Annotated in this window: 11 protein-coding genes and 1 pseudogene; 10 read left to right on the top strand and 2 right to left on the bottom strand. The window is 70.4% G+C overall.

The window, feature by feature from the left end:
- Positions 1-529: 529 nt before the first annotated feature.
- Positions 530-1168: pseudogene (locus H4W31_RS02855) on the bottom strand (hypothetical protein); the annotation flags it as partial.
- Between the two features lie 614 nt (positions 1169-1782).
- On the opposite strand from H4W31_RS02855, the gene H4W31_RS02850 reads away from it, so the two are divergent.
- Positions 1783-4869: an AfsR/SARP family transcriptional regulator gene (locus H4W31_RS02850; protein WP_192765218.1), complete on the top strand. Its 3087-nt coding sequence runs from the start codon at positions 1783-1785 to the stop codon at positions 4867-4869.
- 72 nt (positions 4870-4941) lie between these two features.
- Here the strand turns inward: H4W31_RS02850 and H4W31_RS02845 are convergent, their stop codons facing one another.
- Positions 4942-5373, bottom strand: coding sequence for a hypothetical protein (locus tag H4W31_RS02845; RefSeq protein ID WP_192765217.1), 432 nt, complete (start codon positions 5371-5373; stop codon positions 4942-4944).
- Between the two features lie 75 nt (positions 5374-5448).
- Here H4W31_RS02845 and H4W31_RS02840 point away from each other — a divergent pair, with 75 nt between their 5' ends.
- From H4W31_RS02840 to H4W31_RS02800, 9 genes are all read left to right on the top strand, one after another.
- Positions 5449-5778 carry a PadR family transcriptional regulator gene (locus H4W31_RS02840; RefSeq protein ID WP_192765216.1) on the top strand — a complete coding sequence of 110 codons (330 nt, stop codon included), beginning with the start codon at positions 5449-5451 and terminating at the stop codon, positions 5776-5778.
- Positions 5775-6824, top strand: coding sequence for an HAAS signaling domain-containing protein (locus H4W31_RS02835; protein WP_192765215.1), 1050 nt, complete (start codon positions 5775-5777; stop codon positions 6822-6824). The genes H4W31_RS02840 and H4W31_RS02835 overlap by 4 nt, the downstream gene beginning before the upstream one ends.
- Before the next feature lie 210 nt (positions 6825-7034).
- The gene (locus tag H4W31_RS02830; RefSeq protein WP_192765214.1) at positions 7035-7730 is read left to right on the top strand and encodes a dienelactone hydrolase family protein; all 696 of its coding nucleotides are present in this window, start codon (positions 7035-7037) and stop codon (positions 7728-7730) included.
- Between the two features lie 10 nt (positions 7731-7740).
- On the top strand, positions 7741-8463 hold the full coding sequence (locus tag H4W31_RS02825; protein WP_192771800.1) for a uracil-DNA glycosylase: 723 nt from the start codon (positions 7741-7743) through the stop codon (positions 8461-8463).
- 103 nt (positions 8464-8566) lie between these two features.
- The gene (locus H4W31_RS02820) at positions 8567-9250 is read left to right on the top strand and encodes a DUF4129 domain-containing protein (RefSeq protein ID WP_404825685.1); all 684 of its coding nucleotides are present in this window, start codon (positions 8567-8569) and stop codon (positions 9248-9250) included.
- 49 nt (positions 9251-9299) lie between these two features.
- On the top strand, positions 9300-9899 hold the full coding sequence (locus H4W31_RS02815) for a hypothetical protein (protein ID WP_192765212.1): 600 nt from the start codon (positions 9300-9302) through the stop codon (positions 9897-9899).
- Positions 9896-10909 carry an AAA family ATPase gene (locus H4W31_RS02810; RefSeq protein ID WP_192765211.1) on the top strand — a complete coding sequence of 338 codons (1014 nt, stop codon included), beginning with the start codon at positions 9896-9898 and terminating at the stop codon, positions 10907-10909. The genes H4W31_RS02815 and H4W31_RS02810 overlap by 4 nt, the downstream gene beginning before the upstream one ends.
- Entirely contained in the window at positions 10906-12381 is a 1476-nt protein-coding gene (locus H4W31_RS02805) for a DUF58 domain-containing protein (RefSeq protein ID WP_192765210.1), read from the top strand. Before H4W31_RS02810 ends, H4W31_RS02805 begins: the two co-directional genes overlap by 4 nt.
- A 40-nt stretch (positions 12382-12421) precedes the next feature.
- Positions 12422-12961 carry a hypothetical protein gene (locus tag H4W31_RS02800; RefSeq protein WP_192771799.1) on the top strand — a complete coding sequence of 180 codons (540 nt, stop codon included), beginning with the start codon at positions 12422-12424 and terminating at the stop codon, positions 12959-12961.
- The last annotated feature ends 39 nt before the right edge of the window (positions 12962-13000 follow it).

Below are 13000 nucleotides of genomic sequence, written 5' to 3'. Positions count from 1 at the left end.
TGTTCTGGTAGGCCATGACGGTGTCGTCTTTGCCGTCTGCGTTGACGTCGCCGGCGGCGATTCTTGTGCCGACGTTGTCGAGGTCGAAGGAGGAGTAGGTGGCGGTGCTGAGGTTGCTGAATGATGCTCCGGTGGAGTACCAGCGGTAGAGGATGGTTGCGGTTCCGGAGTCGTAGGCGAGGATCGGCTCGTGTTTGCGGTCGCCGTTGAAGTCGCCGACGATGAGTCGGTTACCGACCGGGGTGAGGTTCATCGGGCCGGAGGTGTACCAGTTCTGCGGGGTGGAGGTTCCGTTGAGGAAGACCTTGAACGTGAAGCTGGTGTCGGGGTTCTGGTGGGCCATGACGGTGTCGTCCTTGCCGTCTGCGTTCACGTCACCGGAGGCGAATCGGTCACCGACGTTGTCCAGATCGAAAGAGGAGTGCGTCGCGGTGCTCAGGCCACTGAACGAAGAACCGGTAGATCCCCACCGGTACAGCACGGTCGACGCCCCGGAGTCGTACCCCAGAATCGGACTGACCGGCTTGTTCCGCCACTCTCGAGTAGTCTCCCCCCGAAGAACACTGAGCAGTGCTTCCTTGTTGTCGAACCTGGTGACCTTGTCGCGGTCCTCGCTAAGGTGAATGTGCCATAAGTGCGTGTTGTCAGATGAAGCCGCGCGGCCATACCGGAAGTCCCAGCCCTCCACGTCGCCGTCGTTGTCGGCTTGGCCGAAAAATTCCCGCCATCCGTCCAGGCGAGGGTCGTTCGGATCCCTGGTGGAGGCGAGGAGTCGATTGGAGTACCGGGCGATGTTGCTGTAGTTGGGGCTCGACCCTCGGGCCTCGGGGAAGGTCCAGTCGTATGCTGCGGCTTTATCGGCTGGACCACCCTTGTCCTCGACGTCCCGGACGGAATAGTCGTCCGTATCGTTTCCCGCCCGGGTGTTGTGGTAGCCGTCCTTGTTGGCGTAGATCCCCCCGTTCTGCGATCCGGGTTGTAGCGCCAGGAGATCCTCCATGAGCTGCGAGGACGCCTCGGTGACCATGGACGCATAGGGATCGATATCGCCAATGGGATCCGTCGGGGCCGCTGCGGCGACACCGACGAACAATGCGCCGGAAACGGCAACCGTGCCCGCAGTGAGAGCTGACAGGGTCAGCAGCCGTGCGGTCACAGGTAGACGCATCAACAGGTACATCAAACTCCTTCTTAAGTGAGACTGGCGCCGAGAAAAGCGAAGAGGCAGAGTTCTGGAACGTCGGGTGCGGATCAAATTTCTGGAACAACATGGCAGCTCGGTGGGAGCTGTGGGGTCGACGTGCGGATGGGAGCTTGCGCCTGCTTCCGCGTATCGCCTTTTCTGTAATATGAATTGCAACTATCTGGAGTAATCGATTTTTGGTTCCCCCAAATCCGATTGATTGGCCGAAGCTGCGGGGAAGATTATTCGAGCAGCCAACATGAGATCGATATGTTTGCGATATATTTTCGATATCGTCGGAATTGCTAATTTCTGATCGAGGACAGCCGTCACGGTTCGAGGCGCCTGCGCGGGCGGCATCCGGCAGCCCGATCAGATGATCACCGGCTTCGGCAAGGGTGCGAACAGTGTGGGTCGAAGTCCAACCAGGATCCTTTGCTCGCCGGGCCAGCACGACGCCGTACCGGGGCCGTGTGCTGCAGCATCGACGAACTCGCCTGAGACGATCTGGGGACATCCGGGGCGCTGACGGCTTGTCAAGAGGGTCGATAGGCTGTGTCGGTGGCGGTGGATTCGTTGTCCTGTTGACCGGGGGTTGAATGTTCCAGGTTTCGCTTCTTGGTCCCCTGGAGATCATCGCCGACGGGATGCCGTTGCTGCTCGGCCCGCCCAAGCAGCAGGTGGTGTTGGCGATGCTGGCGATGCGGCCGGGTCGGTTGGTCGGGGTGGACGAGCTGATCGATGAGTTGTGGCCGCAGAGGCCACCGACGTCCGCGGTGGCGAATACCCGGGGTTATGCGGCCAACCTGCGGCGGATGTTCGATCGGGTGGAAGCGGGGCGGGGTCTGCTGGTCCGACGTGGATCCGGGTATGAGCTTCGGCTGCCGTCGGAGGCTGTGGACCTGATCGGGTTCGTGGCGGAGTGTCAGCGGGCGGCTGTGGCGCTCGCCGGTGAGGACTTCCCCGAGGCCGGTGAGCTGCTGGGCCGGGCTGAGGAGCGGTGGCGGGGGCAGATGCTGGCCGGTCTGCCGCTGGGACCGGTGTTGTCGGCGCGGGCCGAGACCGTACGGGAGATGCGGCTTGGTCTGGTTGAGCAGCGGGCTGAGTTGTGCCTCGCGACCGGGCGGCCCGGGCTGGCCGTGGCGTTGTTGCGGGACCATCTGCTGGCTCATCCGTTGCGGGAGCGGGGCCATGCGCTGTTGATGCGGGCGCTGTGCCGGGAAGGGGACGTGCCGGGTGCCCTGGCCGCCTACAGTGCGGCCCGTTCGGTGCTGGTCGAGCAGCTCGGCATCGAGCCCGGTGCTGAGTTACGTCAGCTCCATCAGGCGGTACTGAACCGCGATCCCGCCCTGGAGCGTCCGTGGGCGGTCATCGCGCCCCGGGTGCCCGGTCGGCCGGGATCCGGACCCGGGAAGCCAGCTCTCCCAAGGGACGAGGACGACCAGGCTGCGCTTCCAGTCAGTTGGCTGCCCCGGCCGGCCGTCGACTTCACCGGTCGGGCCGAGGCCGTACGTGGGCTGGTGGCCGCCGTGGAGGGAGCGAACGCCGGCGCTGCGGTGGTGCGGGTGATCGACGGGATGGCCGGAATCGGTAAGACCGCGTTGGCCGTACAGGTAGCCACCCAGCTCGCCGACCGCTATCCCGACGCGCAGCTCTTCGTCGACCTGCAGGGACACAGCGCGGGCGGTCAGGTGGATCCGGCGACGGCGCTGGTCACCCTGCTGCGGCAGCTCGGCGTGCCCGCCGGCCGGATCCCGACCGAACCCGACCACCGGATCGCGCTGTGGCGATCGGAACTCGCCGCCCGGCGGACGGTGCTCGTGCTCGACAACGCGGGCAGCAGTGAACAGTTGGCCCCGCTGCTTCCGGCGGCACCCGGCACGCTCGTGCTGGTGACCAGCCGCCGACGACTGCTCGCCAGCGGCGATGCCCCGCCGACGTCGTTACCGGTCCTCGATCGGAACGAGGCGATCGAGCTGCTGGCGAGGGTCGCCGGCCGGGATCGGGTCGGCGCCGAGCCGGAGGCGGCAGCCGTGGTGGTACGTCGTTGCGGCTATCTTCCGCTGGCGATCCGTCTCGTGGGCGCCCGCCTCGCCCACCGACCCGGTTGGCGAGTGGTGGACCTGGCCCAACGGCTCGACCGGGCTACCCCGGTACTCAGCGAACTATCCGCGGAGGACCATACCGTCGCCAGCGCCTTCAGCCTCTCGTACGAGCCGCTCCACGAACCGGTACGCCGGATGTTCCGGTTGCTCGGCCTGCATCCGGGAGAGCACTTCGGTCTGGACACCGCAGCCGCCTTGGCGGACGTGCCGCTGTCAGATGCGGAAACCGCTGTGGCGGCCCTGGTCAACCATCATCTGGTGGAGGAACCGGTCGCCGGCCGGTTCCGGCTCCATGATCTGGTCCGCGACTACGCACGCGAACTCGCGACGTCCACGGACGAGCCAAGCGAGTGCCGGTCGGCGATCGGCCGGATCCTCGACTACTACCTGCACGCCTGCCTCGCCGCGACCCGGGCGATGGAGACGTCATCGATGGCGGCGACACTCGGTCTCGATCAACCACTGCGTCCGGATCTGCTGTCCCTGCTGAGGGCGGACCTGGAATGGCCGGATGTGGAGCGGGAGACCCTGCGTGCCCTGGTCCGCCTGGCGGCGGAGAACGGTCATCCGCACCAGGCGTGGCGGCTGGCTCGGGTGGCCTGGCGCTTCTATTTCGTTCGCGGGTACAACGACGACATCCTCGACACCCACCGCTACGGGCTTGAGGCGGCGCGTCAGTTGGACGACGAGGCGGCGATCGGAACGATGTACAACTACCGTGCGTATTCCCATATCCGCAGCGGCGACTGCCAGCAGGCACAGCGGGACCTGGAAACGGCGATCGAGGTGCGGGAGAGGATCGGCGACCGGCACGGAGCGAACATCAGCAGGTCGAATCTGGCGATCGTCTACTGGCACCTCGGCAAACTGACCGACTCGGTCGACCTCCACCAGCGCTCTCTGCACGACCGTCGATCGTCAGGCCAGGACGTGCTGCCTGCCCTACCCAGCGTCGGCCTGTCACTGATGTTTCTCGGGCGATACGAGGAAGCCCTCCGGATACACCGGCAACACCTGTTCATGGCACACCTTGCCGGGAGCACGTTCAACGTCGCCCTGGCCCTCGCCAACATCGGCGCGGTCAGGTCACGCCTCGGCCAGCACCATCTAGCGGTGCGCTACCTGAGGGCCTCGCTGCGCCTCAGGGAACGGACGGGAAACCGATTCGGGATATCGTTCGCGCTCAACGAGTTGGGAGCGGCACTCTGCGGGCTGCGACAGCTGGACGACGCCCGCAGGCACCACCAACTGGCGCTGACCGCCGCAGAACATCACGGCGAGCCGTACAGCGAGGCGGCCGCTCTCAACGGCATCGGTCTGACCCTCGCCGCCCAGGGACGTTCCGTGGAGGCCGTGCAGTTCCACCGCGATGCGTTGACGTTGGCCACCCGGATCAGTCACCCGTACGAGCAGGGACGGGCACTGGTCGGAATCGCCGCCCAGATGGAACCGCACGACCCGATCGAGGCGCGCCGACACTGGGAGCGGGCACTCGCCATCTTCCGCAGGATGAACGTGCCCGAACGGCTCGACGTCGAGCGGCACCTCACCCGCCTGGCAACCCCCGTCCGGGCTGTTTGACCAACGCCGGGACGGACCGCCGAACCAGACCGGCGGTTCGTCGCCCCGTCCCGGCTGACGGGGGACCCCGGCTCAGCCGCTGCGGCGCAGGTCGGCCCGGGACTGCTCCCGGGGCTCGCCCTCGTCCCGGGACCACCACCAGGCGTAACTGATCTCCCCGGGCCGGGGCGTACGCAGCACGATCCGGGCCACCAGCGGACCCTCGTACGCGGTGAAGTGCCCGGGAGTCTGCTGGGTGAAGCGCACCATCCCGGGCAGTTCGAGGCTGGCGACGTGCAGTTCGAGCCGGCCGCCGCCGCCCAGCAGCAGCACGCTGTGCTCGACGTGCCGCAGGCCGTCCCGGTCGGTGGTCGCCTCGTAGTCCAAAATGGCGGCACGCCCGTTCAGGCCGGTGCTCACCGCCATCCGGGCCAGGAACGGGCCGCCCTCGGGGCCGTCACCCCGGCCCCGGTACAGCCCGGTCGCCGCGGTGAGGCAGCGCAGTACGTCGGTCTCGGCAGGCACGGCGCCACCGTAACCCCGGTGCGCCACGCTAGTGCATTGTTGACGGTACTACGGATTAAACAGTAGTATCGCCGAGTGGACACCACCCAGTTGCTCAAAGGTGTGCTGGACCTCGCGGTCCTCGCCGTGTTGAAGGACGAGGACGGCTACGGCTACGACATCATGCGCCGCCTGCGCGCCGCCGGCCTCGAGGAGATCGGTGACGCCTCGGTCTACGGCACCCTGCGCCGGCTCTTCCAGGGCGGCCTGCTGACCACGTACGTCGTACCCAGCGAATCGGGGCCGCACCGCAAGTACTACGCGCTGAACGCGGCCGGACGTGACCAGCTCGTCCGGTCGGGCAAGGTGTGGCGCTCGTTCGCCGACACGATGGAGAAGCTGCTCGACGAGGGAGTGGCGGCATGACCGAGCAGAGCGGGGGCACGACCGTCGTGACCGAGCAGGAGATCGCCCGGTACGTGCACCAGGTCCGTGAGGCGCTCGGTGACCTGTCGCCGGCGGTCCGCGACGAACTCCTCGAAGACCTTTCGGAACACCTGGCCGAGGTGGCCGCCGAGGGGGGAGGCTCGCTGGTCGAGCGACTCGGCCCGCCCCAGCTGTACGCGGTCGAGCTGCGTACCGCCGCCGGGGTGGCCGCGCCGGCCAGCGCCGTCAACCTGGATCGGCGGATCGCAGATGCCGTACGCAAGGGCCGCGACCGGTTGCGCACTATGGACTCGCGGCTCGGTCCACCGATCGGGTACGAGCGGCTCAGCGAGTACCTCCTCCTGCTGCGCCCCGCCTGGTGGGTGCTCCGGGGCTACCTGGCCGCCATGCTGATCACCGTGCTGCTGACCGGTGCCCCGTTCGGCCTGCTGCCCCGGCTCGGCGGCAGCGGCCTGGCCGCGATCCTGCTGCTGGCGGTGACCGTCACCGGGTCGATCTGGCTCGGCCGGCGTACCGACCGGTTGGGTCAGCGACCCCGCTGGATCCTGCACCTCGGCACGGTGCTGCTGGTCTGCTTCGGCCTGGTCGGATTCTTCGAGGCCGACGGCCGGGCCACCGACGGCTACAACGGCTACTCGCCGGTCTACACCGACCAGTACTCCGGGGTGCAGGACGTCTACGTCTACGACAGCGAGGGCCGACTGCTGACGGACGTACGGCTCTTCGACCAGAACGGTGAGCCGATCCGGCTCGGCAACCCGTGGTGTGAGGAGGCGCAGCAGCGGTTGCAGCCCGGTCCGGACTATGTCGACCCGATGCGGCAGCCGTACCCGTACTGCCCGCAGGGTGCCCCGTTCCAGGTGCGTCCGACCGCACCGCCGACTCTTGTGCCCACCGCGTCCGCCGAGCCGACGGAGAGCGTGGGCCCGACGCCCGACGCGACGCCGTCGACCAACCCGAGCGGTCCGCCCGCACCGACTGCGTCCGGAGCCGTTCCGACTCCCACTCCGACCCCCACCGGCTGATCCGACCGGCCCCGGGGGCGGGGCGAACGGCAACGACGTGGCGTACACCTCCACAACAGGAGGTGTACGCCACGTCGCCGTTGCCTTCCGTCTCTCCGGTCGAGCGTGGCAGGCTACCCGCACACCCGGCACGCAAGACCCGACCACCGGACATCGGTCGGAAAGACTGTGCGACCAGCCAACGATGACTGACCGACAGGAGGGCCACCGATGGGCGAGATGGTGAGTTACCGCAGTAACGGCGGAACGAGTGAGGGATACCTCGCGGTACCCGCCGCCGGCACGACCGGGCCGGCCGTCATCGTCATCCAGGAGTGGTGGGGACTGGTGCCACACATCACCTCGGTCGCCGACCGGTTCGCCGAGGCCGGCTTCGTGGCGCTGGCCCCCGACCTCTACCACGGCACCTCCACCACCGAACCGGACCACGCCGGCAAGCTGATCATGGGTCTGGCGATGGACCAGGCCGCCCGGGACATCGCCGGGGCCGCCGACTACCTGGCGGAGCGGCCGGAGGTGGTCGGCAAGGTCGGCTGCGTGGGCTTCTGTGCCGGCGGCAGCCTGGCGCTCTGGTCGGCGACGCTCTCCGAGCGCATCGTCGCGACCGCCGGGTTCTACCCGGTGCTGCCCTGGGAGCGGATGAGCCCGGACTGGGCGAACTACGCCGGCAAGACCGCCGTCATCCACTGCTCCGAGGAGGACGGCACCTCGGCCGCCGACGGGGTCAAGGCGGCTCAGCGGGCGATCGAGGCGGCCGGCGGCGAGTGCGCTCTGCACGACTACCCCGGCACCCGGCACGCCTTCTTCAACGACGACCGCCCGGAGGTCTTCGACCAGCAGGCGGCGGCCAGCGCCTGGGCCCGTACCCTCGAACTCTTCCGGACCCGGCTTGGCGCAGCCGCGTAACCCGCAGGACGTGCTCGCCCGCGCACCGCGGGCGAGCGGTCTGGCCGAGCTGGACGCGGAGGTCTCCGACTGCTTCGCCTGCCCCCGCCTGGTCGCCTGGCGGGAGGAGGTCGCCGAGGTCCGGCGCGCCGCCTTCCGGGACCAGGAGTACTGGGGCCGGCCGGTACCCGGCTTCGGCCCCGCCGACGCCCGGATCGCGATCCTCGGCCTGGCGCCGGCCGCGCACGGCGGCAACCGGACCGGGCGGATCTTCACCGGCGACCGGTCCGGGGACGTGCTCTTCGCCGCGCTGCACCGGGCCGGGCTGGCCAACCAGCCGACCAGCGTGGCGTCCGACGACGGGCTGAGCCTGCGGCACACCCGGATCGCCGCCGCGGTCCGCTGCGCGCCGCCGGACAACAAACCCACCCCGGTCGAGCGGGACACCTGCGCGCCCTGGCTGCACCGGGAGATCGAACTGATCAGGCCCACCCTGCGCGTCGTGGTCACCCTGGGCGCCTTCGCCTGGGCGGCGTGGTGGCCGACGCTCCGGCACGTGTACGGCGTCCGCCCGCCCACCCCGCGACCCCGGTTCGGCCATGGGGCACACTGGTCCGGAGACGCCGTACCGCAGGTTCTCGGCTGCTACCACGTCAGCCAGCAGAACACCTTTACCGGACGGCTCACACCGGCAATGCTGGACGAGGTGTTCACCCGGGCGAGGCGCCTGGCCGGGCTGGACGAACTCCGCTAGACGGCTCGAAGGGGCGGTGGCGATGACCGACGGGCACTCCGGTCGTGCCCGTCCGGGGGAGCAGCCGGCCCGATCCACGCTGACCGCCGCGCTGCTGCGGACGATGTGGCCGCTGGCCGCCGTCGCCGGACTACTGGGCCTGGCCGCCCTCGCGGCGGCCCACTCGTCGATCGGGTTCGAGCGGATCGAGCCGCCGAGCGACATCCTGCCGACCCTGCCCGAGCAGCAGGCGGCGCCGTCGGCCGTGGCGGGCCAGCCGAGCGCCGCGCCCGAAACCGGGCCGACCCTGCCGGACTGGATTCCGATGGTCGGCGCGCTGCTCTGCGGCGCGGTGGTGCTGGTCGTGCTCGGTGTGGTGCTCTGGGCGCTGGTCCGCGACCTGCTGCGGCGCCGCAAGGGGCTGGCCAGGGGCACCGGTCGCCGGTCGGTCCGATCCGCGACGGAGACCGCCGAAGAAGTGGTCGCCGCGCTCGATGCCGGCCTGGTCGACCTCTCCGACAGCGACGCCGACCCGCGCAAGGCGGTGATCGCCTGCTGGGTCCGGCTGGAACAGGCCGCCGCGGCGGCCGGCGTCGAACGCCGGCCCGGGGACACCCCGACCGAACTGGTGACTCGGCTGCTCGGCGCCGACCGACCGGTCAGCGCCGACGTACTGGCGGCGTTCGCCGAGGTCTACCGGGAGGCGCGGTACGCCACGCACACGGTGGACGAGCGGATGCGCACCCAGGCCCGTTCCGCGCTGCAACGGCTGCGCACCGAACTCACCAGTACGCAGGTGGCCCCATGACCGCCGGCAGCGAGCGTTCCGTCCGGTACCGGGCCCGGGGCAGGCTCGGATGAGCGAGTCCAGCGCCAGCATCTACGACCTGCTCGAACACGAGGAGGAGCAGGAGCAGCAGCCTCCGGCAGCCCGACGCGGCAGCGGCGTACGGGCCTGGCTGCGGAGCGCGTTCGTCGCCGGGGCGCTCGCCGCCGCCGTCGTACTCGGGCTCCGGATGGTCGGGGTCGGAGTGTCGCCCGCCGCGACCTTCGCCGGCTTCCTGGCCCTGCTGCTGATCCGTCGGGTCGCCCGGGCGCTCACGCCACCGCCGACCACCCGGGTCCGGTACGTCCGGGACCCCGAGCGGGGCGAGGAGGACGGCAACTACAACTGGACCGTCGAGGACGCCCTGGGCAGCTCGGTCAACCGGTGGGAGGCCAAGCTCGGCTGGTCGCAGGGGGAGCCGGAGCGGTTCAACCGGGCGGTGCTGCCGGTGCTCGCCGAACTCGCCGACGAACGGCTCCGGCAGCGGCACGGCATCACCCGGTCCAGCGATCCGGGCCGGGCCCGCGCGCTGCTCGGCGAGCCCCTGTGGCAATTTCTCGGTACGCCTGCCAAGCGCACTCCGCCGCCGCGCGACCTCGCGGCGTACGTCGCCCAATTGGAGAAGCTATGAAAGACGCGGACCAGGTCACCACCTTCGACGTGGGGCGGCTCGCGCACGCGGTGCTGGACCAGGTCGGCACGGTGGTGGTGGGCAAGCGGGACGCCCTGGAACTGGTGCTGGCCGGAATCCTGGCCGGCGGGCACGTACTGCTGGAGGACCTGCCGGGACTCGGCAAGACGCTGACCGCCCGCTCGTTCGCGCAGGCGCTCGGGCTCGACTTCCGCCGGTTGCAGTTCACCCCGGACCTGCTCCCCGCCGACGTCACCGGCTCCTTCCTCTACGACCAGCGCACCGCCGACTTCACCTTCCGGGCCGGGCCGGTCTTCACCAACCTGCTGCTCGCCGACGAGATCAACCGCACCCCGCCGAAGACCCAGGCGGCACTGCTGGAGGCGATGCAGGAGAAGCAGGTCTCGGTGGAGGGTGTCACCTACCGGCTGGACCCGCCGTTCCATGTGATCGCCACCGCCAACCCGATCGAGTACGAGGGCACGTACCCGCTGCCGGAGGCACAGCTCGACCGCTTCCTGCTCCGGGTCTCGTTCGGCTACCCCACCGCCGACGAGGAGTGGGACGTGCTGCGCCGCCGGATGAACCGCCGCCAGGAGGAGGCGGAGCTGAAACCGGTGGTCGACGCCAACCTGCTCCGGGCGATGCAGGCGGCCCTGGAGAACGTGGTGGTGGAGGACTCGATCGGCCGCTACATCGTCGCGCTGACGGCGGCCACCCGGGAGCACGCCTCGGTGCTGGTCGGGGCCTCGCCCCGGGGCTCGCTCGGCCTGCTGCTGCTGGCCCGGGCGAAGGCCGCGTTCGCGAACCGCGACTACGTGATCCCCGAGGACGTCAAGGCGGTGGCGGTGCCGGTGCTGGCACACCGGATCACGCTGCGGCCCGAGATGTGGCTGCGCCGCGTCGACCCGTCGTTCGTGGTGAACGAGGTCCTGGACTCCACGCCCGCGCCGGCCAGCGGCGCGCTGCCCAGTTACGCCGCCCGACCCGCCGGGGCGCTATCGCCATGACCGAACCGTACGTGCGGCCCGCCGTACCCGGGCAGCGCAGGGCCGGGTCGACCGGCGTACCCGACGAGGCGGCGCCGACCTGGACCCCGACCCCGGCGCTGCGCCGGGCGGTACTGCTGACCGGGCTGTTCCTGGTGGCCGGAGCACTGCTCGGGCGGGTCGATCTCGTCGTGCTGGCCACGCCGTTCGCGCTCGGCACCGTGTACGCGCTCCGGCGGCGTCCCTCGCTCGCGCCGGAGCTGGCGATCGCGGTCGACGACAACAACCTGGTCGAGGGGAGCCCGCTGGTCGGCGCGATCGGCGTGGGTAACCGGGACGAGGTCGGCTACGACCTGGTCATGATCCGTGCCGTGGTGTCGAAGTGGCTCCGGATCGACCGGGTGGCCTTCAGCGCCGGGGACGTCGAACCGGACACCGTCGTGGTCGACACCCCGGCCAGGGGCGGTACGCCGGAGCCGGAGCAACCGGCCCGGCGGAGCGCCACCGACCGCCCGTACGGCTTCACGGTGCCGGCCGGCACCATCTCCGACCTCGAACTGCGTGGCGAGACGCTGCGCTGGGGCCGGCACTCGGTCGGCCCGGTCGCCGTCCGGGCCGCCGCCTGCGACGGGCTGCTGGTGAGCCAGACGCTGCTCAGCGACGCCCGCGCGGTGCCGGTCTATCCGGTCACCGAGCCGTTCGACGCCGACCAGGCCATGCCCCGGGCGGCCGGACTGGTCGGTGGACACCGGTCCCGTCGCCCCGGCGAGGGCGGCGAGCTGGCCGGGGTCCGGATCTTCGGGCCCGGCGACCGGCTGCGCCGGATCGACTGGCGGGTCTCGCTGCGGGCCCGGCAACTGCACGTCGCCGCGATGCTCTCCGACCGGGACGCGGAGGTGGTGCTGCTGCTCGACGTACTGGCCGAGGCCGGTCGCTCGGGTGGCATCCGGGGCAGCGCCTCGGTGCTGGACACCTGCGTCCGGGCCGCCGCCGCGATCGCCGAGCACTACCTGCACCGTGGCGACCGGGTGTCGCTGCTCGAATACGGCCCGTCCGCCCGTCGGCTGCGCCCGGCAACCGGCCGCCGGCAGTACCTGACCCTGCTGGAATGGCTGCTCGACGTCCGGGTGGAGCAGTCGCCGCACGAGCCGTACGACCAGGTCTTCGGCCCGCAGCTGCTCTCCTCCAACGCCCTGGTGGTGGTCTTCACCCCGCTGGTGGACGGCAGGTCGGCGAAGATGCTGGCCCGGTTGGCCCGGTCCGGCAGGTTCGTGGTGGCGGTGGACACGCTGCCCCCGTCGGCCACCCCGCCGGCCCGGGGCCAGTGGACCGACGTGGCGCACCGGCTCTGGCGACTGGACCGGGACAACACCATCGGCCAGCTCCGCGAGCACGGCGTACCGGTGGTCACCTGGGCCGGCGCCGGCAGTCTCGACCTGGTGCTCCGGGACGTGGCCCGGCTCGCCTCCGCACCCCGGCCCGCGCTGCGGTGAGTCCCGTGTCGGCGAACGGAGGAGTCCGGTGGTGACCCGGATGATGCGGCTGTACGCGGCGATCGGTCGGATCACCCTGGCACCCCTGCTGGTACGGGTCGGGGTGTTCCTCTGCGCGTTCGTCTCCCTGCTGCTGGCGTACCCGGCGATGCCGTCGGACGTCCGGCTGCTCGGCGTGCTGACGGTCGCGGCGCTGCTGCCGGCGGTCGTACCGCGCCGGTCCTGGACCACCGTGGTCCTGCTGGCCGCCGCCGGGGCCTGGGTGGTCGCCACCGGCTGGTACGACGAGCCGGTGGAGCTGTGGCGGCTGCTCGGCCTGGCCACCTTCCTCTACCTGACGCACAGCCTCGCGGCGCTGGCCGCCCTGCTGTCGTACGACGCGGTGGTGGCTCCCGAGGTCCTGGCCCGGTGGGTGTCCCGGGCGCTCGGGGTGGCGCTCGCCTCGGCGGTACTGGCGGTGCCGCTGCTCGCCGTGGACGGGCAGTGGGGCGACCGGAGTTTCGTCGTCGCGCTGCTCGGCGGTCTCGCCCTGGCCGTGCTCGCCGCCTTCCTGCTCGGCTGGATGTTCCGGCGCAGGTGACGGGGCGTTCGGCGGCGGTCAGCCGAAGATCGGCGCAAA

Origin of the sequence: Plantactinospora soyae (assembly GCF_014874095.1) — a bacterium.
GTDB classification, from domain to species: Bacteria; Actinomycetota; Actinomycetes; order Mycobacteriales; family Micromonosporaceae; genus Plantactinospora; species Plantactinospora soyae.
This window is presented reverse-complemented; position numbering and strand designations above follow the sequence as displayed.